The sequence below is a fragment of the Marinobacterium iners genome (assembly GCF_017310015.1).
Taxonomy (GTDB): domain Bacteria; phylum Pseudomonadota; class Gammaproteobacteria; order Pseudomonadales; family Balneatricaceae; genus Marinobacterium; species Marinobacterium iners.
The window spans coordinates 278,285-301,605 of record NZ_CP022297.1; the positions used below are offsets into that span (position 1 = coordinate 278,285).

General features: G+C 58.5%; 22 protein-coding genes. 16 read left to right on the forward strand and 6 right to left on the reverse strand.

The genetic code is table 11. From position 1 onward, the window contains the following. The first annotated feature begins 145 nt into the window (after positions 1–145). Positions 146–1,072, forward strand: coding sequence for a dTDP-4-dehydrorhamnose reductase (gene rfbD / locus CFI10_RS01380; RefSeq protein ID WP_242530076.1), 927 nt, complete (start codon positions 146–148; stop codon positions 1,070–1,072). Positions 1,073–1,096: 24 nt separating this feature from the next. Here the strand turns inward: rfbD and CFI10_RS01385 are convergent, their stop codons facing one another. Continuing rightward, positions 1,097–1,468, reverse strand: a complete 372-nt coding sequence (locus CFI10_RS01385; protein ID WP_175527636.1) for a SirB2 family protein — start codon at positions 1,466–1,468, stop codon at positions 1,097–1,099. 203 nt (positions 1,469–1,671) lie between these two features. On the opposite strand from CFI10_RS01385, the gene CFI10_RS01390 reads away from it, so the two are divergent. Together CFI10_RS01390 and CFI10_RS01395 are read left to right on the forward strand one after the other, a co-directional pair. Next, positions 1,672–2,793 (forward strand): 1-acyl-sn-glycerol-3-phosphate acyltransferase, encoded by a 1,122-nt coding sequence (locus CFI10_RS01390; RefSeq protein ID WP_206838335.1) that lies wholly within the window; start codon positions 1,672–1,674, stop codon positions 2,791–2,793. Continuing rightward, entirely contained in the window at positions 2,793–3,539 is a 747-nt protein-coding gene (locus CFI10_RS01395) for a lysophospholipid acyltransferase family protein (protein ID WP_242530077.1), read from the forward strand. The genes CFI10_RS01390 and CFI10_RS01395 overlap by 1 nt, the downstream gene beginning before the upstream one ends. A gap of 84 nt (positions 3,540–3,623) precedes the next feature. Here CFI10_RS01395 and fabB read toward each other — a convergent pair whose 3' ends face one another. From fabB to ispB, 3 genes are all read right to left on the reverse strand, one after another. Next, on the reverse strand, positions 3,624–4,841 hold the full coding sequence (gene fabB / locus CFI10_RS01400; RefSeq protein ID WP_206838349.1) for a beta-ketoacyl-ACP synthase I: 1,218 nt from the start codon (positions 4,839–4,841) through the stop codon (positions 3,624–3,626). 74 nt (positions 4,842–4,915) lie between these two features. Next, positions 4,916–5,431 (reverse strand): 3-hydroxyacyl-[acyl-carrier-protein] dehydratase FabA, encoded by a 516-nt coding sequence (gene fabA, locus CFI10_RS01405; RefSeq protein ID WP_206838369.1) that lies wholly within the window; start codon positions 5,429–5,431, stop codon positions 4,916–4,918. A gap of 173 nt (positions 5,432–5,604) precedes the next feature. Further along, on the reverse strand, positions 5,605–6,573 hold the full coding sequence (gene ispB / locus CFI10_RS01410; protein WP_091826451.1) for an octaprenyl diphosphate synthase: 969 nt from the start codon (positions 6,571–6,573) through the stop codon (positions 5,605–5,607). 267 nt (positions 6,574–6,840) lie between these two features. Here ispB and rplU point away from each other — a divergent pair, with 267 nt between their 5' ends. The 4 genes from rplU to proB all read left to right on the forward strand — a co-directional run bounded on the left by rplU (position 6,841) and on the right by proB (position 9,922). Beyond that, on the forward strand, positions 6,841–7,152 hold the full coding sequence (gene rplU / locus CFI10_RS01415) for a 50S ribosomal protein L21 (RefSeq protein WP_091826453.1): 312 nt from the start codon (positions 6,841–6,843) through the stop codon (positions 7,150–7,152). A gap of 24 nt (positions 7,153–7,176) precedes the next feature. Then, on the forward strand, positions 7,177–7,434 hold the full coding sequence (gene rpmA / locus CFI10_RS01420) for a 50S ribosomal protein L27 (protein ID WP_091826454.1): 258 nt from the start codon (positions 7,177–7,179) through the stop codon (positions 7,432–7,434). Between the two features lie 148 nt (positions 7,435–7,582). Further along, on the forward strand, positions 7,583–8,782 hold the full coding sequence (cgtA, locus tag CFI10_RS01425; RefSeq protein WP_206841830.1) for an Obg family GTPase CgtA: 1,200 nt from the start codon (positions 7,583–7,585) through the stop codon (positions 8,780–8,782). A 15-nt stretch (positions 8,783–8,797) separates the two neighbouring features. Next, positions 8,798–9,922: a glutamate 5-kinase gene (gene proB, locus CFI10_RS01430; protein ID WP_091826456.1), complete on the forward strand. Its 1,125-nt coding sequence runs from the start codon at positions 8,798–8,800 to the stop codon at positions 9,920–9,922. Between the two features lie 92 nt (positions 9,923–10,014). Here the strand turns inward: proB and rpsT are convergent, their stop codons facing one another. Next, positions 10,015–10,278 (reverse strand): 30S ribosomal protein S20, encoded by a 264-nt coding sequence (rpsT, locus tag CFI10_RS01435; RefSeq protein WP_091826457.1) that lies wholly within the window; start codon positions 10,276–10,278, stop codon positions 10,015–10,017. A 253-nt stretch (positions 10,279–10,531) separates the two neighbouring features. Here rpsT and murJ point away from each other — a divergent pair, with 253 nt between their 5' ends. The 9 genes from murJ to ltrA all read left to right on the forward strand — a co-directional run bounded on the left by murJ (position 10,532) and on the right by ltrA (position 22,187). Then, positions 10,532–12,028, forward strand: coding sequence for a murein biosynthesis integral membrane protein MurJ (gene murJ / locus CFI10_RS01440; protein ID WP_242530173.1), 1,497 nt, complete (start codon positions 10,532–10,534; stop codon positions 12,026–12,028). A gap of 81 nt (positions 12,029–12,109) precedes the next feature. Further along, positions 12,110–13,048 (forward strand): bifunctional riboflavin kinase/FAD synthetase, encoded by a 939-nt coding sequence (gene ribF / locus CFI10_RS01445; RefSeq protein WP_091826461.1) that lies wholly within the window; start codon positions 12,110–12,112, stop codon positions 13,046–13,048. 24 nt (positions 13,049–13,072) lie between these two features. Beyond that, positions 13,073–15,889 carry an isoleucine--tRNA ligase gene (gene ileS, locus CFI10_RS01450; RefSeq protein ID WP_206838390.1) on the forward strand — a complete coding sequence of 939 codons (2,817 nt, stop codon included), beginning with the start codon at positions 13,073–13,075 and terminating at the stop codon, positions 15,887–15,889. Next, positions 15,889–16,401, forward strand: coding sequence for a signal peptidase II (gene lspA, locus CFI10_RS01455; RefSeq protein WP_091826465.1), 513 nt, complete (start codon positions 15,889–15,891; stop codon positions 16,399–16,401). The genes ileS and lspA overlap by 1 nt, the downstream gene beginning before the upstream one ends. Continuing rightward, positions 16,398–16,832: an FKBP-type peptidyl-prolyl cis-trans isomerase gene (locus CFI10_RS01460; RefSeq protein ID WP_091826466.1), complete on the forward strand. Its 435-nt coding sequence runs from the start codon at positions 16,398–16,400 to the stop codon at positions 16,830–16,832. The genes lspA and CFI10_RS01460 overlap by 4 nt, the downstream gene beginning before the upstream one ends. 87 nt (positions 16,833–16,919) lie before the next feature. Further along, on the forward strand, positions 16,920–17,459 hold the full coding sequence (locus tag CFI10_RS01465; protein ID WP_206838405.1) for a GspH/FimT family pseudopilin: 540 nt from the start codon (positions 16,920–16,922) through the stop codon (positions 17,457–17,459). Between the two features lie 63 nt (positions 17,460–17,522). Then, entirely contained in the window at positions 17,523–18,629 is a 1,107-nt protein-coding gene (gene thiO, locus CFI10_RS01470; RefSeq protein ID WP_091826468.1) for a glycine oxidase ThiO, read from the forward strand. A gap of 17 nt (positions 18,630–18,646) precedes the next feature. Continuing rightward, entirely contained in the window at positions 18,647–20,275 is a 1,629-nt protein-coding gene (locus tag CFI10_RS01475; protein ID WP_206838421.1) for an NAD+ synthase, read from the forward strand. Positions 20,276–20,780: 505 nt separating this feature from the next. Beyond that, positions 20,781–22,187 (forward strand): group II intron reverse transcriptase/maturase, encoded by a 1,407-nt coding sequence (gene ltrA / locus CFI10_RS01480; RefSeq protein ID WP_242530041.1) that lies wholly within the window; start codon positions 20,781–20,783, stop codon positions 22,185–22,187. A 90-nt stretch (positions 22,188–22,277) separates the two neighbouring features. Here ltrA and CFI10_RS01485 read toward each other — a convergent pair whose 3' ends face one another. Then, a complete protein-coding gene (locus CFI10_RS01485) occupies positions 22,278–23,240 on the reverse strand; it encodes an outer membrane protein assembly factor BamD (protein ID WP_206838424.1) in 963 nt (320 codons plus the stop codon). Positions 23,241–23,321: the final 81 nt, after the last annotated feature.

The window sequence follows — 23,321 nt, forward strand, 5'->3', positions numbered from 1 at the left end:
AATACCTGTTCAAAGGCCCCGCAACGCGGGGCTTTTGTGTCTGTTGCAGGGCACTTTTTTCATATCGGGCAGGTGTGCAGGGGCAGAGTTTGCGGTATGCTCGAAATGAACCGGGCTTGCCCCCGAACTTTCATTCCAGTAACAGGTGAACATCCCGTCAATGGTGGCCAGCGCCTATACAACATCAGCCAAGGTTCTCATCTGCGGAGCGGATGGCCAGATTGGTCATGCTCTGGCGGAGCTGTTGTTGCAACAGCAGGGGCTTGAGTGTATCGCCCTGGGACGACGCAAACTTGATGTGACCGACCCTGAGCAGATCCGACAGCAACTTGAACGACACCTGCCTGACTACGTGATCAACTGTGCCGGCTTCAACCGGGTTGATGATGCCGAACGGCAGCCTGATCAGGCCTTGGCCGTGAACAGTGCTGGCGCGGCCAGCCTTGCTGCCGCCTGTGCGCTGCTCAGTATCCCGCTGCTGCACCTGTCCTCGGACTATGTCTTCGATGGCCACTATGCCAGTGGCTACAGTGAGGATGACGCTGCCTCCCCGCTGGGCGTATTTGGGCGCAGCAAGTGGGAAGGTGAAGAATCCGTGCGCAACCTGCACTCTCAACATCTTATCCTGCGTGTGAGCTGGGTGTTCAGTGCCCGTGGTGACAATTATCTTTTGCGTACACTGGAGCAGGCGCGGCATGAAGCCATGATTGAGGCGGTTGATGACCGGCGTGGCTGCCCTACCTCGGCTGAAGATGTGGCGCGTGTCATCCTAGCCATCCTGCGCCAGCTGACCTGCGGTATTGATGTGTGGGGAACCTATCACTATTGCGGTGCTGAAATCACCTCCCGTTATGGCTTCAGTGAGGCGATTCTGGCCGCGGCGCGGCAGTATGAGGAGCTTGCTGTACAGGAACTTCGTGCCGTAGCATCGGCTGATTATCCGGCTGCTGCACAGCGGCCGGCTTCATCTGTGCTCAAGTGCCGTAAGCTGCTCAGTACCTTCGGTATTCGTCAGCGTCCCTGGCGCAGTGAGTTGCAGCGCGTCATTCGGGAGCATTACGGCGAACTCTAAATGTTCGCCGTATACCTTCACATTTTAAAACAGCCCAAGGCTGGCAGAACGCGTCAAAGCCACTGCCAGAATATACCCCAGACACAACAGTGCCGCGACCAGAGCCAGCAGGCGTGTTTTCATTGTTTTGCCACGCTTCAGCGCAACCGTTCCAAAACCAATATATCCGACCAGACCCAGTATCTTGGCTGTGAGCCAGTGATGGGTGAGCGGGTATTGCGACAGCACCAGCATCAGGCCGATCGCACTGACCAGCAGCAATGTATCGATCACATGGGGGAAAATCTTGAGCCAGCGAGCATTGAGCGCCTTGGGCCAAACCAGCATAAGTGCTGCGCGCAACATGAACAGGATGATACTCAGTCCGACCATGGTCAGGTGTGCATGTTTAAGCATCAGGTAAGTATTCAATGCCGGTTTCCTCAACTATTGCAGGCGGGTGGGTGTTGGATGGGCTTCACTATACCTGCGGCATGTCTGATTTGAAATTCGCCTTTGCCTGCAGGGTAATGTTTTACCTCCCGTTGCACTGTAAAACGGGCAGTAACAGGGTAAAATGTGCAACTTTTCAGCAGCCGCTAGAGGCGTGACATACGCGAATGAATGCTCAGACTCTGACACCGGATCCCTATCAGTCCATCCGCCCCTACCGGGATGATGAAGTCGAGGCGGTACTTCAGCGGCTGGTGCGCGACGACGAATGTATCTCGGCCCTGACACGCTACCAGTTTCCCAGGGCTTCCGGCCCGCTGGGCTGGCTGCTGCGTCCACTGGTGCGCATTGCTGTGGCAGCACGAGTTGGCGAGATCGAAAGCATAGATGGTTTCCAGCAGCTGGTGGCCGATTACATGCAGAAAATGATCGGACGCACCACAACGCGGGTTAGCTGCTCGGGTATTGAGCGTTTGGACCCCAACGAAGCTTATCTGTTCGTATCCAATCACCGTGACATCGCCATGGACCCGGCGTTTGTGAACTGGGTTCGCTATAAGGCTGGCATGTCGACGGTGCGCATTGCGATCGGTGATAACCTTCTGCGCAAACCCTATGTGTCGGACCTGATGCGGCTTAATAAAAGCTTCATCGTTAATCGCTCTGCCAAGGGGCGAGAGATGATGTCGGCGCTGACTCAACTCTCTTCCTACATCGATCACAGCATCAGCAATGGCCACTCAATCTGGATTGCGCAGCGCGAGGGGCGGGCGAAGGATGGCAATGACCGTACAGATCCGGCATTGATGAAAATGTTCTACATGTCGCACCGCAAGCAGCGCAGCCTGGGCGAGATGGTGGGGCGGCTCAACATTGTACCGGTATCCATTGCCTATGAGCTTGACCCCTGTGATGCGCTCAAGGCTCGTGAGCTGGCCGCTGTTGCGCTGCACGGTGCATACGAGAAATCTGAATACGAGGATATCAGCAGTATTGTCCGAGGCATTACCGGCGACAAGGGGGAGGTTCACATCGCTTTTGGTACTCCGCTGAGTGGCGAGTTTGAAACCCCTGAGCAGATTGCCGCTGAAATCGATCGTCAAATCCACCTCAATTACCGGCTGCACCCAAGCAATCTTGCTGCTGCCGGCGAGGCGGTCAGTGTCGAGCAGCAGCAGGCCTTTGACGCGCGCCTTGAAAGTGTGAGCGATGAGGAGCGGCCGTTCCTGCGTCAGATGTACGCCAACCCGGTCTTCAATCATCACAATGCCAGCCAGGGGGAGAGCTGATGCCTGCTCAACGCTCTGGGGGCATGCGGCTGTATCTGCGCGGCCTGCTCTATGCGGTTGGCTTTTACCCGTTGACAATGCTGTTTGCGATCCCCTGTTTGCTGATTGGCCCATTGCTGCCGTTTCGGGCCCGGTTCAAGTTTCTGACCCTGATCAATTATTTTTATATCGATTGGTTGCGCATCTGCTGTGGTTTGGGGGTTGAACTGAAGGGGCGTGAGCATCTTCCAAAAGAAGGTGCGTATGTGGTTGTGGCCAATCATCAGAGCGAGTGGGAGACGCTGTACTTCCAGACACTCATTCGGCCTCAGGCCGTGGTGCTCAAGCGCGAGCTGCTACGAATCCCGCTGTTCGGCTGGGCACTGGCACTGTTGCGTCCGATCGCGCTTGATCGCAGCAAGCGGCGCGGTGCGCTGAAACAGCTGCTGGAGCAGGGGCAGCAGCGGCTGGACAGCGGTATTCCATTGCTGATTTTCCCGCAGGGTACACGTGTACCTGTGGGGCAGATGGGCAAGCTGAACAAGGGCGGTGCGATGCTGGCCGTGAGTCGCGGTGTACCGATTGTACCGGTGGCACATAATGCGGGTCTTTACTGGCCCGGTAACTCGTTCGTCAAGTATCCCGGCACCGTGCAGGTCAGTGTAGGTCCCGCGATCCAGACGGAAGGGCGCAGTGTGGATGAAGTGCATGCTGAAGTAGCAGGCTGGCTGGAGCAGACCATGCGAGAGCAGGGCAGTCTGGAGTAAGCTAAGGTTGAATTCGGCCCATAAAAAAGCCGCTCCATTATGAGCGGCTTTTTTATGGGCCAGCCAATGGGGCTGGCCGCAGTATCAGCCTTCGTATTTCTCGAACACCAAAGTTGAGTTGGTGCCGCCGAAGCCGAAGCTGTTGGACATGACGCGCTTGAGCTCGATGTTGTCCTTGCGTTCCGTGACAACCGGCATGCCGGCCGCTTCCGGATCCAGTTCTTCGATGTTGGCCGACGCACAGATGAAGTTGTTCTGCTGCATCAGGATCGAGTAGATCGCTTCCTGTGCACCGGTGGCGCCCAGTGAGTGACCGGTGAGTGACTTGGTAGAGCTGACCGGCGGCATCTTGTCACCGAAGGTCTGCTTCATCGCCTTCAGCTCCTGAATGTCACCAGCCGGAGTGGAGGTGCCGTGGGAGTTGATGTAGTCGATGGGGCCATCTACGGTGGCCATCGCCTGCTGCATGCAGCGAATGGCGCCTTCACCGGACGGTGCAACCATGTCGTAGCCGTCGGAAGTAGCGCCGTAGCCAGTCAGCTCAGCGTAAATCTTGGCGCCACGAGCTTTGGCGTGCTCCAGTTCTTCGAGCACCAGCATGCCGGCACCACCTGCGATCACGAAACCGTCGCGATTGGCGTCATAAGCACGAGACGCTTTTTCCGGAGTATCGTTGTACTTGCTGGACAGCGCGCCCATGGCGTCAAACATGACACTCAGCGACCAGTGCAGCTCTTCACCACCACCGGCAAAAACAACGTCCTGCTTGCCGAGCTGGATCTGCTCCATGGCGTTACCGATGCAGTGTGCACTGGTCGCGCAGGCTGAGGTGATCGAGTAGTTGACACCCTTGATCTTGAACGGAGTTGCCAGACAGGCGGAGACGGTGGAGCCCATGGTGCGGGTAACGCGGTAGGGGCCTACGCGGCGGACACCTTTTTCACGCAGAATATCAGCGGTTTCAACGATATCGGCTGAAGATGCACCCCCTGAGCCGGCGATCAGGCCGGTACGGACATTGGAGATCTGGTCTTCGCTCAGGCCGGAATCTTCAATCGCCTGCTTCATGGCCAGGTAGGCATAAGCCGCAGCGTTGCCCATGAATCGACGCAGCTTGCGATCGATCAGGCTGTCCAGGTCGATATCGATGCTGCCCGCAACCTGACTGCGGAAGCCAAGCTCCTTGTACTCCGGCTGAAACTTGATGCCGGAGCGCCCCTGCTTCAGTGAGTCCAGAACTGTTTCCAGATCATTTCCCAGGCAGGAAACGATCCCCATACCGGTCACAACGACGCGTCGCATGTGTAGCCTCTCTTCAATCGTTCAGAAATATACTGTCTTATTATATGGCAAGGTTAACGGGTCGAAGTTCAGGCTCAGAAGTTATCTGTCTGCTTGAACAGGCCGACACGCAGGTCCGTGGCAGTATAGATGGTACGGCCGTCAACAGACAGTGAACCATCGGCTATACCCATAACCAGCTTGCGCTCGATGACACGCTTGAGTTCGATGTGATAGGTCACCTTGCTGGCGGTGGGAAGCACCTGACCGGTGAACTTGACTTCACCGGAGCCCAGTGCGCGTCCGCGTCCTTCATTGCCGCGCCAGCCGAGGAAAAAGCCTACCAGCTGCCACATGGCATCAAGACCGAGACAGCCCGGCATGACAGGGTCTCCCGGGAAGTGGCAGTCAAAGAACCAAAGGTCTGGGCGGATATCGAGTTCGGCGATGATCTCACCCTTGCCGTACTGACCACCATCGGTGTTGATGTCGATGATGCGGTCCAGCATCAGCATGTTGCCGACCGGCAGCTGGGCATTGCCTGGGCCGAACATCTCGCCATGGCCGCACTTGAGCAGCTCTTCACGTTCAAAGGAGGAGGGTCTAGTCATAGGAAACCGTATATCCAAGGCATTTCATAAAATTTGCCCGATTATACCGATTTGACTGCCTGCAGGCACGGCCTGTGTGCCCTTATTTGATCGATATCGGATCAGATGGGGGATTTTAGCGGCTGCAAAGGCTCAAGTTGCACGCCGCAGTCGAGCTGCAGCGTGCTCAGGGATCAGCTGGTGCGGCGGGTTGCCATCTGTGCCAGGGTGGTGAGTGTCTCACGGAAAGAACTGGCCGGCAGTGCTTCCAGCGCGGTAATGGCGCGACTGACTTCGGCTTCGGCCTGCTGACGGGTGTAGTCGATTGACCCTGTGCGCTGCACGATATCCAGTACCGGTTGCAGATCGTCCAGACCGCCTTCGCGAATAGCGCCACGAATCAGTTTGCGCTCAGTCTCGCTGCCGACTCGCATGGCGTGGATCAGTGGCAGGGTGGCCTTGCCTTCCGCCAGGTCATCACCGACATTCTTGCCCATGGTGGCGCTGTCGGACAGATAGTCCATCAGGTCGTCCACCAGCTGGAAGGCGATACCCAGGTGGCGACCGTACAGTCGCAGTGCTTCGCGCTCCTCTGCGCTGGCATCGGCCAGAATGGCGCCAACTTCGGTAGCAGCCTCAAACAGCATCGCCGTTTTGCCGAGAATGACCTGCATGTAGGACTCTTCGGAGGTGTCCGGGTTGCGCTGATTCAGCAGCTGTAACACTTCACCTTCGGCGATTACGGTAGTTGCATTGGAGATCACCTGCATGATCTCCATGCGGTTTATCTCGACCATGATCTGGAAAGCGCGGGAATAGAGAAAATCACCCACCAGTACGCTGGGCGCATTGCCCCATTTGGCATTGGCGGTTGCATTGCCACGGCGCAGCTCTGAGTTATCCACAACATCGTCGTGCAGCAGGGTAGCGGTATGGATGAATTCGATTACGGCGGCCAGCGGAATGTGCTGCTCGCCCCTGTAGCCGCAAGCGTTGGCGCTGAGCAGTACCAGCAGCGGGCGCAGTCGCTTGCCGCCGCCGGCGACAATATAGTGACCGATCTTCTCGACCAGGGGCACAGTCGACCCAAGGTGGTTAAGAATATAATCGGTTACCGCATCGAACTGCGGCTCTATGGTCGGATTAAGCTGGTGTGGCTGCATGGGCGGGGTTCTGTATGTGGACTGAACACCCGCCGCATGCTAGGGGGCTGGGAGAAGGGTGTCAAGCCGAGCTGGGAGACGGGCGTCGGGGCGGGGGATTTGGCAAGGATTGCGCTTGCCTGTGGCGAGGGACTCGGGTAAAATTGCGCGCCTTAAACCTGTCCACGATCGCTCCCTACCATAGGGTGTCCAGAAGTCTTCAGACTTCGGCCATTAGAAGTAGGTTTCGTTTCCAGTAGCCGGGCAGGTTAATACTTGGAGAAAAGCATGTTTGCAGTAATCGTAAGCGGCGGTAAACAGTACCGTGTGCAGGAAGGACAGACACTGAAGCTGGAAAAACTGACTGCTGAAGCAGGTTCCAGCGTTGAGTTCGACCGCGTTTTGCTGGTCGGTAACGGCGACGACGTTAAGGTCGGTGCTCCGGTTGTTGAAGGTGCCAAAGTGGCTGCAGAAGTTGTAGCTCACGGCCGTGGTGACAAGGTCACCATCATCAAGTTCCGTCGCCGCAAGCATCACATGAAGCGTCAGGGTCACCGTCAGTGGTTTACAGAAGTTAAAATCACTGGCATCAGTGGCTGATCAACCGAATTAGGAGATTGAATAATGGCTCATAAGAAGGCTGGTGGTTCAACGCGTAACGGCCGCGACTCACAATCAAAGCGTCTGGGCGTAAAGCGTTTCGGTGGTCAGGCCGTTATCGCGGGTAACATTCTGATCCGTCAGCGTGGCACCAAGTTCCACGCCGGCACCAACGTTGGTCTGGGCAAGGATCACACCCTGTTTGCAACTGCAAACGGCGTGGTCAAGTTCGAGGTCAAGGGTCCGAACAACCGTAAATATGTGAGCGTCGTTCCTGCCTGAGCAGTGATCTGATACTCGCATCGAAAAGCTCCGCCCAGGCGGGGCTTTTTTCGTTTGCAGGCGGCCGTGCGCAAGCGTCCGGCTGTCCCGCCCGGATTGAGGGGGTGTACTCCTCTGATCCCGGGATGAATGAAAGTTGGAGGTAATGATGAAATTTGTAGATGAAGCGACCATCACAGTGGAAGCTGGCAAGGGTGGTAACGGCTGTCTGAGCTTCCGGCGTGAGAAATTCATTCCAAAGGGCGGGCCTGATGGCGGAGATGGCGGTGATGGTGGCTCGATCTGGGTTGAGGCGGATGAATCGCTCAATACGCTGATCGACTATCGCTTTACCCGCCGATTCAAGGCGCAGAACGGTGAATCCGGCAGCGGGCGCAACTGTACCGGCTCCAAGGGGGAAGATCTCATCCTGAAGGTGCCTGTGGGTACAACAATAGTGGATGTCGATACCGGAGAGGTGTTGGCGGATCTAACCCGTATTGGTCAGCAGGACAAGATTGCTCAGGGCGGTTTTCATGGCCTGGGTAATACGCGCTTCAAGAGCAGTGTCAACCGCGCACCACGCCAGACCACCAAAGGCAGTGAAGGCGAATTGCGCAACCTGCGGCTGGAGCTGAAAGTATTGGCCGATGTAGGGTTGCTGGGTCTGCCCAATGCGGGCAAGTCCACCCTTATTCGCTCCATCTCGGCAGCCAAGCCGAAGGTGGCGGATTACCCGTTTACAACGCTGGTGCCCAACCTTGGCGTGGTGCGCACCGAAGCGCATCGCAGCTTCGTGGTGGCCGATATTCCGGGCATCATCGAAGGTGCGGCCGAAGGCGCGGGGCTGGGGATTCGCTTCCTCAAGCATCTGGCGCGCAACCGGGTGCTGCTGCATCTGGTGGATATGGCGCCCTGGGATGAAACTACGCCCGCGCAGGCGGCGGTGACCGCCGTGAACGAACTTGAAAAATTCAGCCAGACGCTGGCGCAACAGCCGCGCTGGCTGGTGCTGAACAAGCTGGATATGTTGCCTGAAGAGGAGCAGGATGCAGCCTGTCAGGCCGTAATCGACGCGTTGGGCTGGGAAGGTCCAGTGTATCGAATTTCAGCGCTGAACAAGCTGGGGCTGACGCCGCTGGTGCATGATCTGCAGGATTTTCTGGATGCCCGTGCGGCAGCAATAGCGGAAGATCCGGAACTGCTCGAGCAGGAGCGGCATACGCGTGCACTGATCGATGAAGAGGCGCGTGAAAATCTGCAGCGTCTGCGCATGGAGCAACGGGCGCGTCGCATGGCGGATGATGGCCTCGATGATGATGACTTCGACGATGATGATTACGATGTCGAAGTGGAGTATGTACCCTGACGGAGAAGGTATAAGGTGACAGCGGGACGTAATGGTCTGACCCAGCGCGGGCGCTGGGTGGTCAAGATTGGCAGTGCGCTGCTGACCAATGATGGTCAGGGGCTGGATCAGGTCGCCATTGCGCACTGGGTGGACCAGCTGGTTGAGCTGACGCGCAGTGGTGTCGAGGTGGTGCTGGTGTCTTCCGGCTCGGTGGCTGAGGGAATGACCCGGCTGGGCTGGGCTGGGCGTCCGCGCGAGATTTACCGCCTTCAAGCGGCAGCGGCTGTCGGTCAAATGGGGTTGGTGCAGGCCTATGAAACCAATTTCCGTCGTCACGGCATGCACACGGCCCAGATATTGTTGACCCATGATGACCTGTCCAATCGCAAGCGCTATCTCAATGCTCGCTCCACGCTGCGTACTCTGATCGAGCTGGGTGTGGTTGCAGTGGTCAACGAAAACGATACCGTTGTCACCAGTGAGATTCGCTTCGGTGATAACGATACGCTGGGGGCATTGGTGGCCAACGCGGTCGAAGCGGATGTGCTGGTACTGCTGACTGATCAGCAGGGGCTGTATACCGCTGATCCGCGCAGCAATCCCGATGCAGAGCTGATCAGTGAAGCGATGGCGGAGGATGAGCGACTGGTCGCCATGGCTGGAGATGGTGGTCGGCTTGGACGCGGTGGCATGGCGACCAAGGTGCGTGCAGCCAAGCTGGCAGCGCGCTCTGGTGCACTGACGCTGATTGCCAGTGGGCGCGAGCCGGATGTGCTGCTGCGGCTCCACCGCGGTGAGCTGATCGGTACTCTACTGTTGCCTGAGAGAGAGCCCATGGCGGCACGCAAGCAGTGGATTGCCGGGCACCTGCAGGCGCGCGGTACGCTGGTGCTGGATGCTGGTGCCGTGATGGCGCTGGCGGAACGGGGCAAGAGTCTCCTGCCTGCTGGAGTGCGCTCGGTCAGCGGTGATTTCTCGCGTGGCGAGATGGTGATGATGATGGACGAGCAGGGGCGTGTGGTTGCACGCGGGCTGGCAAATTACGGCGTAGAGGATGCGCGTCGAATTATCGGTCGTCCCAGTCGCGAAATCGAGTCATTGCTGGGCTTCATGGGCGAGGAAGAGCTGGTGCACCGCGATAACCTGGTGCTGGCCTGAGGTCGGTACCTCGCGGCGTTATTACAGTGGCTGAATGGCAGGCACAAAAAAACCGGCAATTGCCGGTTTTTTTATGCTGACAAGGTAGTGACTTATGCCATTGCCTTGATGCGAGCAGTCAGGCGGCTCTTGGTGCGGGCGATCTTGTTCTTGTGGAAGATGCCTTTGGTTACAGAGCTGTCCATGATCGGCTGAGCGACCTTGAACGCTGCTTCAGCAGCAGCCTTGTCACCGCCGTCGATGGCAGCGATTACTTTTTTCATGTACGTGCGCGCCATGGAGCGCAGGCTAGCGTTGTGTTGACGACGCTTCTCCGCCTGGCGAGCGCGTTTTTTGGATCCTGCGGAATTAGCCACGGTCCGGCTCCTTTGATAATTGGGTTGATCAGATTACGACGATGCGAGTGCCGAAAATTAGACGCGACATTATTCATGTCCGGCCGGTCGATGTCAACCTTTACGCGCGTCGTCTTGAATCCACTTTGTCTGTCTGGCAAAGGGGGATATGATCGGCGCACATTTTTTGCATTTCAATAAAGGGGTCAGTGTGACAGACAAGGCGAAACGGGGCGGTGTCGGGCTACTGCGCTCCAGTGGCGTTGTGGGCATCATGACCATGATGTCGCGAGTGCTTGGCCTGGTGCGTGATGTGGTGATTGCCAATTACTTTGGTGCCAGTGGCAGTGCCGATGCCTTCTTTGTCGCATTCAAGATACCCAACTTCCTCCGCCGTCTGTTTGCCGAGGGCGCTTTCTCCCAGGCCTTTGTGCCGGTGCTGTCCGAGTATCGCAGCCAGCGAGATCTTGCCGCGGTCAAACAGCTTGTTGATCGCGTTGCCGGGGCGCTGGGTTCGGTGCTGGTGCTGGTCACGGTAATTGCGGTGGTAGGAGCGCCTGTGCTGGCTGCTGTTTTTGCGCCGGGCTTTTACATGGCCGGTGGCGAAAAGTTTGAGCTTGCCGCCGACATGCTCAGAATCACCTTTCCCTATCTGTTGCTGATCTCTCTGACTGCTTTTTGCGGCGCCATTTTGAACAGCTACGAGCGCTTCGCCATTCCGGCCTTTACCCCGGTGCTGCTGAATCTTTGCCTGATCGGTTCGGCGGTTTGGCTCAGCCCCTGGTTCGAAACCCCCATCATGGCGCTCGCCTGGGGAGTGCTGATGGCTGGCGGTGTACAGCTGCTGTTCCAGTTGCCGTTCCTGGCGCGGCTGCGGCTGTTGCCGCTTCCGAAGGCTGATTTCAAGGATGAGGGGGTGCGCCGAATTCTTAAGCTGATGCTGCCGGCACTGTTCGGCGTCTCGGTGGCGCAAATCAATCTGCTGCTGGATACCGTGCTGGCCTCTTTCCTGCAGACCGGCAGTGTGTCCTGGCTGTACTACTCCGACCGGCTGTCGGAGCTGCCGCTGGGGGTGTTCGGCATCGCTATCGCTACCGTGATTCTGCCCAGCCTGTCCCGCATTCATGCCGAAAAGAGTCCGGAACGTTTTGCCCATACCCTCGACTGGGCGATCCGCATGATTCTGCTGATCGGTCTGCCCGCTGCGCTGGCGCTGGCGGTGCTGGCCGAGCCGCTGATCGCAACCCTGTTCCATTACGGTGAGATGACCGATCGGGATGTGCAGATGGCCGCCATGAGCCTGCGAGCCTATGCTTTCGGTCTGCTGGCGTTCATGCTGATCAAGGTGCTGGCACCGGGCTATTTTGCTCGTCAGAATACCCGCACCCCAGTCAAAATCGCCGTCAAGGCGATGGCTGCCAATATGGTACTCAACCTGATTCTGATCTGGCCGCTCGACCATGTGGGGCTGGCGCTGGCGACATCCATTTCTGCCTTCATGAATGCGGGCTGGCTGCTGCATGGGCTGATCAAGGAAGGCGTGTTCCGCTGGCAACCGGGCTGGGCCATGATGCTGTTCCGGCTGGTCAGCGCTTCCATAACGCTGGTGGCGGTGTTGTTGCTGATCATGAATTGGCTGGCCGGGAACTGGCTTGAGGCTGGTGTATGGCTGCGAGTGCAGTGGATGACAGTGCTGGTGCTGGCCGGAGGGGGGGCGTATCTCCTGATGCTGCTGGTGACCGGTCTCAGGTTACGCCATCTGCGCGGTTGAACACTTTCTGAGCGGTACTCGCCGGGTTCAGAGTACGATATACTTCGCAGTCCGAAATTCTGGCGCTGGCTCGGCAACTGCATGGAACTGATACGAGGCTTACACAATCTGCGTGATCGCCACCGTGGCTGCGTGGCAACAATTGGCAACTTCGATGGTGTTCACCTGGGCCATCGCAAGGTGCTGGCGCAGGTCAAGGCAAAGGCGGCTGCGCTTGGGCTGCCGAGTGTCGTTATCATTTTCGAACCCCAGCCGCGTGAATTCTTTGGCGGCGACAGCGTGCCGCCCCGTCTGACCCGTTTTGATGAAAAGGTACGTCTGTTGGCGGCCGAGGGTGTAGACCGAGTGGTCTGCCTCAGCTTCAATGCACGCCTGCGACAGATGTCGGCGGAAGCGTTCATCAATGAGCTGCTGCTGAAGGGGCTGGCGGTAGAGCATTTCGTGGTGGGCGATGACTTCCGTTTTGGTTGCGACCGCCGCGGCGACTATCACATGCTGTGCGAAGCTGGCGAGCGTCACGGTTTCACGGTTGAGGGCACGCACACCTTCACGTTGCTGGGCGAGCGTGTCAGTAGCACGCGTGTTCGCACTGCGCTGATGCGGAATGATTTTGAGCTGGCCGAGCAACTGCTGGGTTGGCGTTACGCCGTTACCGGCCGAGTGATGCATGGCCAGAAACTGGGGCGGCAGTTGGGTGTGCCAACCGCGAACGTGCGCATGCACCGCTACCCTTGTCCGCTGAGAGGGGTGTTTGCAGCCTGGGCCCATTTTGATGGCCAGTGTTTGCCTGCCGTCTGTAATGTGGGGTTGCGTCCCACCGTGCATGGCCGCCTGCCGGTGCTGGAAGCGCACCTGCTCGACTACACAGGGGCTGAGTTGTATGGCAGCCTGATGCGGGTGGAGTTTCTGCACTTCATTCGCCCCGAACAGGCCTTTGATGGCCTGGACGCGCTCAAGACACAGATAGAAGCCGATATTGAACATGTCCGCGCCTGGTTTGCCCAGGCGGGCCGAGACTGACCTTACCTCTGGAAGCGACCTGTTATGACCGATTACAAAGCGACACTCAACCTGCCGGAAACGGCATTCCCGATGCGCGGCAACCTGCCGCAGCGTGAACCGGCTCGTCTGGCGCGCTGGGATGAAATCGACCTGTATCGTCAGTTGCGTGAAGAGGGCAAGGGACGCAAGACGTTTATCCTCCACGATGGTCCTCCCTACGCCAACGGTAATATTCATATCGGTCATGCGGTCAACAAGGTGATCAAGGACATGATCATCAAGTCCCGGACCCTGAGCGGCTTTGACGCCCCCTACGTGCCGGGCTGGGACTGTCACGGGCTGCCGATCGAGCACAAGGTCGAAACCCTGATCGGCAAGGCCGGTGACAAGGTGCCCTACCGTGAATTCCGTCAGAAGTGTCGTGAGTACGCCGCCGAGCAGGTCGCCGGGCAGAAAGCGGACTTCATTCGTCTGGGCGTACTGGGCGACTGGGACAACCCCTACCTGACGATGAACTTCGACACCGAAGCCAACATCGTGCGCTCGCTGGGCAAGATCATCGACAACGGCCATCTGGTGAAGGGCTACAAGCCGGTCTACTGGAGTGTGGTCGGACAGTCCGCACTGGCTGAAGCCGAAGTGGAATATCAGGACAAGACCTCCACCGCCATCGATGTGCGTTTTACCTTCATCGATCAGGACAAGGTGCTGGCACTGTTCGGCACCACTGCCGGTGAGGCGCCGGTATCGGTGGTTATCTGGACCACCACGCCTTGGACTATCCCGGCCAACCAGGCGGTGTCGATCAACGGTGCTCTGGATTATGCGCTGGTGGAAGCGCACACCGAGCAGGGTGTGGATCGCATGGTCCTGGCCGCCGAAATGGTCGACGACATCATGGCGCGCTGGGGTGTGGACAAGTTTGAAGTGCTGGCGACCTGCAACGGCGCAGCGCTGGAGTTGCTGCAGCTCAAGCATCCGATCTATGACCGTCAGGTGCCGGTGATCCTCGGTGATCACGTCACCACCGATGCCGGTACCGGTGCCGTTCACACGGCGCCTGATCACGGCATGGAAGACTTTGTGGTCGGTCAGGCCTACGGTCTGGGCACATTGAACCTGGTGCAGGCCGACGGTACCTATACCGATGCGGCCGGCGAATTTGCCGGTGTTCACGTCTATAAGGCCGATGGTCCGGTGTGCGAGGCGCTGGAGCGTGAGGGTACCCTGGTGCACCTGAAGCGTTTCCAGCACAGCTATCCGCACTGCTGGCGCACCAAGACGCCGCTGATCTACCGTGCCACACCGCAGTGGTTTGTCTCCATGGAGGCGAAGCAGCTGAAGAGCCAGGCACTGGATGCGATCAAGGGCGTGCAGTGGTTCCCCGAGTGGGGCCAGAACCGCATTGAATCCATGGTTGAGCAGAGCCCAGACTGGTGTGTTTCGCGCCAGCGTACCTGGGGTGTGCCGATCACCGTCTTTACCCACAAGCAGACCGGTGAGCTGCACCCGCGCACCGCTGAACTGATCGAGCAAGTCGCGCAGAAGATCGAACAGGGCGGCATCGATGCCTGGTTTGAGCTGGACGCAACCGAACTGCTGGGCGATGAAGCGGCCGACTACGACAAGGTCACCGATACTCTGGATGTCTGGTTCGACTCCGGTGTGACCCACCATGCGGTCCTGCGCGAGCGCGAAGGCCTCAGCTTCCCGGCCGACATGTATCTGGAAGGTTCCGACCAGCACCGTGGCTGGTTCCAGTCATCGCTGAAAACCTCCATCGCCATCAACGGCTGCGCGCCCTACAAGCAGGTGCTGACCCACGGTTTCACCGTCGACGAAAAGGGCTACAAAATGTCCAAGTCGCTCGGCAACGTGATCGCGCCACAGGAAGTCACCGATACCCTCGGTGCCGACATCCTGCGCCTCTGGGTCGCCTCGACCGATTACTCCGGCGAGATGGCCGTGTCCAAACAGATTCTGCAGCGCACCGCCGACTCCTATCGCCGTATCCGCAACACTGCCCGATTCCTGCTGGCCAACCTGAACGGTTTTGATCCGGCCACCCACAGTGTGGATGCTGCCGACATGTTGGCACTCGACCGTTGGGCCGTAGACGCCACGGCGCGTCTGCAGCAGAAGGTGATTGCAGCCTACGACAGCTATCGTTTCCTCGATGTGTACCAGCAGGTGCACCACTTCTGCGTGCAGGAACTGGGCGGGTTCTATCTTGATATTATCAAGGACCGTCAGTACACCACCCAGCCGGACTCGCTGGCGCGTCGTTCCTGTCAGACCGCGCTGTTCCATATCGCCCAGGCGCTGGTGCGCTGGATTGCGCCGATCCTCAGCTTCACGGCTGAAGAGATCTATGAAGCGCTGCCGGGCGAGCATAAGGACTCGATTCTGCTGACCACCTGGTATGAAGAGCTGTTCGAGCTGGCTGAGGACGATGCCTTCGGTCGCGAGTTCTGGCAGCGAGTGATGGCGGTGAAAGACGCCGTCAACAAGTGTCTGGAAGATGCCCGTAACGAAAAGCTGGTGAAGGCTTCACTGGCGGCAGAGGCGAGCCTGTATGTGGATGACAGTCTGCGGGCCGATCTGGAGCGTCTGGGCGATGAGCTGCGCTTTGTCCTGATCACCTCCGAGGCCACGCTGAAGCCGCTTAGCGAAGCCGGTGATGCCCGGGCCACGGATGTGAACGGCCTCAAGGTGGCTGTGGCGGCTTCTGGTCATGCCAAGTGTGGTCGCTGCTGGCACCACCGCGAAGATGTGGGCAGCCATGCCGGCCATGAAGAGCTGTGCGGTCGCTGCGTCAGCAACGTTGAAGGTGAGGGTGAAACTCGCCATTTTGCCTGATGACCAAGACTCTCAAGACAGGAGCCAGTGCGTTGCACTGGCTTTGGCTCAGCCTGCTGGTGATCGTGCTTGATCTGGGCAGCAAGTATCTGGCTGACAGCCTGCTGACCTATGCCAACCCAGTGCCTCTACTGCCGGTATTTGATCTGACGCTGCTCTATAACACGGGTGCCGCGTTCAGCTTTCTGGCTGGTGCCGGTGGCTGGCAGCGCTGGCTGTTCGTGGCCATCGCTATGGGCATGAGTGCCTTCCTGCTGCACTGGATGTACCGTACCCCCCGGTCACATTACCTGTTGGGCGTGGGACTGGCGCTGGTGCTGGGCGGTGCTCTGGGCAACCTTTATGATCGTACAGTGCATGGTCATGTGGTGGATTTCATATCGCTGCACTGGGAAGGCTATTACTTCCCGGCCTTTAATATCGCTGACACGGCCATCACGCTGGGCACCATCGCGCTGCTGGTCGATATGCTGTTCAGCCGTAACGACACAACTGTTGAGGAACAGAAATGACAGACGCTGCAATCGGTCCCGGTACTCGGGTCAGTCTGCATTTTGCAATTAAACTGCAGGACGGACAGATCATCGACAGCAACTTCGATGCTCAGCCCGCCAGCTTTACCTTCGGCGACGGCAATATCCCGGAAGGATTTGAGCAGGCGATGCTCGGCCTCAAGGCTGGCGAGCACACCGAGTTGACCATCGCCCCCGAGCGTGGCTTCGGCATGCACAACCCCTCCAATATCCAGATACTGCCGCGCAGCCAGTTCAAGGATATGGAGCTGGAGCCGGGCCTGGTCGTATCATTTCAGGAGCCGGGCGGTGAGCTGCCGGGCATGGTGACCGAGTTCAATGATGACAAGGTCACAGTGGACTTTAACCATCCACTGGCCGGCAAGACGCTTATCTTTGAAGTGCAGGTGGAGGCGGTCGAGGCCGCTTGACACCCGCCGACAGACTGTTCAGTCTGTAAAGGCCCGACTCAGGATGAGAACGGCCTGCACAAGGTAAGTACAGCAAGAGACAGGATCATGGATGATCATACCCATATTGCCCCGGCCTCCCAGCGGGGGCTTACGCTGATCGAATGCCTGTTGGCTATTGCCATACTGGGTATTCTGATTGCAATTGGCCCTGGCGGCTTTCACTCCCTGCTGGCTTCGAGCCGGCTAGCATCGACTCAAACCGAAATTCGCTCGTTGCTGGCCAGTGCCCGCTCGGAAGCGCTCACACGCAATCGCCAGGTAACAGTCTGTCGTACACTGGATGGTGCTCAATGTGCCGGAACCGGTCGCGCCGGTCAGCGGCAGTGGCAAGGGGCCCTGCTGTTCGTTGATCTGGATCAGGATCGCAGGGTTGGCGCAGGGGAAACAGTGTTTCACGTTGCAAACTTTCACACAGCTGTGAACATAATCTGGAATCGGGGTGATTCTCTGATCTATCAACCGGACGGTACAGCTCTTGGTGGCTCCAATGGCACATTTTCCCTGCAGGCAGAGGGCACGGCCATCGAGCACCGGGTGGTGGTCTCTTTACTGGGCCGTGTGCGTACTGAGGTGATCAACCCCTGAAGCGAAAATGGGCTCCACCGGGAGGGGGCCTGACCACAAAACGTAACAAGGGAGCGTCGTTCCATGTCCGATTTTCTGATAGCTGGTGCTGGTGTTATTGGCCTGATGACTGCCCGCCTGCTTGCGCAGGCTGGTGCCAAGGTAAAACTGATTGAACGCGGCCAATGTGCCCGTGAAGCGTCCTGGGCGGGGGGCGGCATTGTATCGCCGCTGTACCCCTGGCGTTACAGCGATGAAGTGACAGCGCTGGCGCTGTGGTCTCAGAGCAGCTATGTGCATCTGGCTGAAGACCTGTACTCAGAAACCGGCTGCGACCCTGAACTGCGCCAGAAAGGGATGCTGATGGTCAACGTGGACCCGGAACAGGAGCAGCGAGCATTGGACTGGGCGCGGCGTTATCACCGCCCCCTGACTCGCGTTGAAGCCCCATTCATCTACGAAACCGAACCCAATCTGGCAGCAGGCTTCGAGTCCGGCATCTGGATGCCGGAAGTCGCCAGTATCCGCAACCCGCGCCTTGGTCGCGCTTTGCGCGAAAGCGTACAAAAGCACCCCAATATCACCCTGTATGAAGATACCGAAATTGTGGGTTTTACCACCTTCGGTGAGCGAGTGACCGGCGTGAAAACGGCTCGTGGCCAGCATCAAGCCGATGAGGTGATTCTGGCCGGTGGGGCCTGGAGTGGTGAGCTGCTGGCATCACTGGGGCTGAAGCTGCCGGTCGAGCCGGTGCGCGGGCAGATGATGGTGTTCAGAGCCCCTGTTGGGCTGGTCAACCGTGTGGTGATGCTGGAAGGACGTTACGTTATTCCGCGCAATGATGGCCGTGTACTGGTGGGCAGCACACTGGAGCATGTGGGCTTTGACAAGCAGACCACGGAAGAGGCTGGCCATTCCCTGTTTGATACCGCCACCCGCATTGTGCCCGAGCTGGCCGCATATGAAGTCGAACATCATTGGGCCGGCCTGCGTCCCGGCTCCCCTGACGGTATTCCCTTTATCGGTGCCGTTCCCGGCTGGAAGGGGCTACACCTGAATACCGGACACTACCGCAACGGGCTGGTTTTGGCGCCGGCGTCCACGCGCCTGTTGTCCGATCTGCTGCTTGAGCGTTCACCCGTCATCAATCCTGAGGCATACTCTCCTGCTGGACGTTTACAGGCACTCTGAGCAGTCGCAGGAGAGAGATGAGCACACCGATCCGGGTCGTCATGGCCCAGCTGAATCTGCTGGTGGGAGATATCCCCGGCAATACGGGCCGTATCATCGATACGGCTCTCAAGGCACGAGATGAACTGAACGCTGATCTCGTGCTGTTCCCCGAATTGGCCCTGACCGGTTATCCGCCTGAAGACCTGCTGCTGCGCCCCAGCCTTGAGCTGCGTGTTCAGGAAGCGCTGCAGCGCATTCTTGCCGCCGTATCGGGGGTTACGCTGGTGCTGGGCTACCCACGCTATCGCGAGGGCGCGCTTTACAACATGGCCGGCGTGATCCGTGACGGTGAGCTGCTGCATGAGTATGCCAAGCAGTGCCTGCCCAACTTTCAGGTGTTCGACGAGAAGCGCTATTTTGCGGCGGGCGATGAAGTCGGGCTGTTTGAGCACAAGGGCATCAAAATCGGCCTGAGCATCTGCGAAGACATCTGGCACACCGGGCCGGTTGAACAGCTGAGGGCTGCGGGTGCAGAGCTGGTACTGAGCCTCAACGCATCCCCTTTCCATATCGGCAAACCGGCACAACGTCGCGATGTGCTGCATCAGCGGGCGCAGCAACTGGGTTGCCCTCTGGTGTATCTGAACCTGACCGGCGGGCAGGATGAACTGGTGTTCGATGGCGGCTCCATGCTGGCCTCGGCCCAGGGCGATATTCTGTTTCAGGGGGTACATTGCGAAGAAGCGCTGTACAGCTGCAGTTTCGACCCGGCAACGGCTGTGCTGAAACCGGAGCAGGCTGGCGTGGCCGAGCCGGACAGTGACGCACTGGTCTATCAGGTACTGGTGCAAGGCGTGCGTGATTACATCAACAAGAACGGTTTTCGCGGCGTGGTGCTGGGGTTGTCGGGTGGCATCGACTCGGCCCTGACGGTGGCGGTGGCGGTGGATGCGCTGGGTGCCGACCGGGTAGAAGCGGTGATGATGCCGTTCCGCTATACCTCCTCAATGAGCCTTGAGGATGCCGAAGCCGAAGCGCGGGCGCTGGGCATTCAGTACGATGTGATCTCCATCGAGCCCTTGTACGACAGCTTCATGCAGCAGCTGGCGCCCCAGTTCGAGGGGCTGAGCCCGGATACCACCGAAGAGAACCTGCAGGCCCGCTGTCGGGGTGTGCTGCTGATGGCGATCTCCAACAAGAAAGGCTACCTGGTGCTCACCACCGGTAACAAGAGTGAAATGGCCGTGGGCTATTCCACCCTGTACGGCGATATGGCCGGTGGCTTTGATGTGCTCAAGGATATCCCCAAAACGCTGGTATACCGGCTGTCGCGCTATCGCAATACGCTGTCGCCGGTGATACCTCAGCGCGTCATCGATCGTCCGCCATCGGCCGAGCTGGCGCCTGACCAGACCGATCAGGACAGCCTGCCGGACTACGATGTACTGGACCGCATTCTTGAACTGTATGTGGAGCGTGATTACTCCGCTCAGGCGATTATCGACGAGGGTTTTGCCGCAGAGGATGTAAACCGAGTGCTGCGTCTGGTCGATATAAACGAGTACAAGCGGCGTCAGGCACCGATCGGGCCACGCGTAACCCAGCGCGGCTTTGGCCGCGACCGGCGTTATCCGATTACGTCAGGCTGGAAAGCCGGAATCTGATTCCGGTTGTCGCTGCAACAAAAAAGGCCGGCAATTTGCCGGCCTTTTTATGTGTGCGCCAGGCATGGCGCGTAGCGCCGTGACGGGCGCTGTTCCGATGCGCGTGGTGGCGGTCGGATGACTTGGAGGTGCAAGTCCTCTGTGGGCCCGGCAAGGGGAACCACTAGCCGAACGGCAAGGGTGTCCATCGCGAGGTGGAATCTGAAGGAAGCCGAAGGCAAAGCACTGACCTGACGAACAGAAATCGCATACGAGGCGGCAGCTGTGGGTGAGGAGTCGCATATCTCCAAAGCCCGGTACTTGCACGGAGCAGCGGTCGTATATGCGGCAGGTATAAGTGTGAAGGTCACGTGTCTTACCCTGGGAGGTCTGCTGTCCTGCCTCTGGCTACGGCTGTCGTGAGGCGGCTGGATGGGACTGCAGAATTCAGCAGACGCCATAGTAGGTGACTTACCGGTCACTGAAGGGCTGAACATGATAGACGAATCGGGAGCCCTGCCCCTTGATGACCCTGAACAACACTGAACGGATGGCTGAGACGTCATTGCTTGCCGAGGAGGTGTCCGGGCAGAACCCGGCTGCGGTCCCGTGCGAGGTGTTGCCGGTTACAGCGGGTGCAGGATCACTGCCGAGCGAAGCTGACAGGGATCTGATGTCAGCGGTACTGGCTCGCAGCAACATGCTGCTGGCCTACGATCGGGTTCGTCGCAATAAAGGCGCGCCCGGGGTGGATGGGATGACAGTCGAGGCGCTCAAGCCTTACCTGAAAACCCATTGGCCTGAGATCAAACAGCAACTGTTGGAGGGGTGGTACACACCCCAGCCGGTGCGCAAGGTTGAAATCCCCAAGCCCGGGGGAGGCATCCGTATGCTGGGTATTCCCAGTGTTCTGGATCGCCTGATCCAACAGGCATTGCATCAAGTGCTTAGTCCACGCTTTGAATCCACGTTCTCTGATCACAGCTACGGCTTCCGACCGGGACGCAGTGCTGCTCAGGCGGTATTGCAGGCTCGGTCCTACATGGAAGAGGGGCGTCGCTGGGTGGTCGATATCGATCTGGAAGCGTTCTTTGACCGGGTCAACCACGACATCTTGATGTCGCGGTTGGCGCGCGGGATCACGGATACACGTGTCCTGAAACTGATCCGTGCCTATTTACAGGCCGGGATCATGGAGGGAGGTGTGGTGACGGTACGGCAGGAAGGCACGCCACAAGGCGGCCCTCTCTCGCCGCTGCTGTCCAATATCCTGTTGACGGATCTGGATCGAGAGCTGGAACGGCGGGGCCACCGGTTCTGCCGGTACGCGGACGACTGCAACATCTACGTGAAAAGCCGGAAGGCGGGAGAGCGTGTGCTTGCATCATTGACCGACTATCTTGAGCAACGACTCAAACTTCGCGTCAACCGGGGCAAGAGCGCGGTCGATCGACCCTGGAACAGGAGTTTTCTGGGCTATAGCGTGGATAACCGCAAGCGGAATATCCGGCTCAAAGTGGCAGACAAGTCTCTGAAACGGCTCAGAGCCACGATCAAGGGGGTGCTTCGCAGAGGTCGAGGACAGAGGATCTATCGGACGGTCGAGATACTGACCCCGAAACTGCGGGGCTGGATCAACTACTTCCGTTATAGCGATGTGAAAGGGAGCTTCGAGGCGCTGGATGGCTGGATTCGCCGGCATCTGCGCAAAATCCTCTGGCGTCAATGGAAACGGCCGTTCACCCGGGCCAAGATGCTGATGCGACTGGGGCTATCTGAAGGCAGGGCTTGGCGCAGTGCCACCAATGGGCGTGGTCCTTGGTGGAACTCATGCGCCTCGCACTTGAATCAGGCGCTGCCGAAGAAAGTGTTTGATCGAATCGGACTGGTATCGCTAATGGATCAATATCACCAGCTTAAATGTGTATCATGAACCGCCGTATGCGGAACCGCACGTACGGTGGTGTGAGAGGACGGAGGTCGCAAGACCTCCTCCTACTCGATGTAAGGATGAAGCATTGGCTTATTCGGCCGCATCCTCATCATCAAATACACCAAAGGTCATGCGACTGAACAGCGAGCGCTTGTTGGCTTGCTCTTCAGCGTCTGCACGATCCTGCGCTTCGGCCCGCAGGCGATCAGCGGCCGGAGTGGGGCGGGCCGGTTCAGCCGGCTCGGCACCACCAAGTAGACCAAAACTGGCGGCTTGCATCAGGGTCGCACTGTCCTGCTTGAACGGACGTATCTGATACTCCGGGTAGTTCAGCTGCAGCACTTCCAGTGCATTTTTGGCCAGATCATGCATGTTCAGCTCGGTATAGGCCTCGGCCATGATCGCCAGCGCATCGGGAACGGCTGGAGTTTCCTGCAGGTTCTCGACCACATAACGACCACGGTTGGCTGCGGCCACCCAAGCCTGACGGCGCATGTAGTAGGACGCTACATGGATCTCGTGGGTAGCCAGACGGTTTTTCAGGTACTGCATGCGCTTTTGCGCATCCGGTGCATACTCGCTCTGCGGGTAGCGGTTGAGCAGGGTCGAGAAGCTCTCGAAAGACTCAAGTGCGGCACCGGGATCGCGCTGGCTCACATCGATTGGCAGATATTTTTCGAAGAAGGAGCGGTCTTCCTCGAACGCAGTCAGGCCCTTGAGGTAGTAGGCGTAGTCGATGTTATCGTGGTTCGGGTGCAGACGAATGAAGCGGTCGGCAGCGGCACGGGCCGATTCCGGTTCGTAATTGCGGAAGTAGGCGTAGATCAACTCCAGCTGAGCCTGCTCCGAGTAACGGCCAAACGGATAGCGGGCTTCCAGCAGCTGCAGCTTTTCAACCGCCAGGCCGTAGTTGTCGGCTTCCAGAGCGCTGAGTGCCTCGTCATAGAGCTGCTGCTCCGGTACATCCGGTGCCACCTTGTCGCCTCCAAACCATGAGCAGGCGGAGAGCAGGCTGAAAAGCGCCAGAGTAGCCAAGATTTTCAAGGGTCGCATGATCGATCATTCCTGATGCTGGGAGCCGAATTCGGCGTGACTGGCCGGATTCGGTTATACTGGCCAGATAGTATCCGGCCT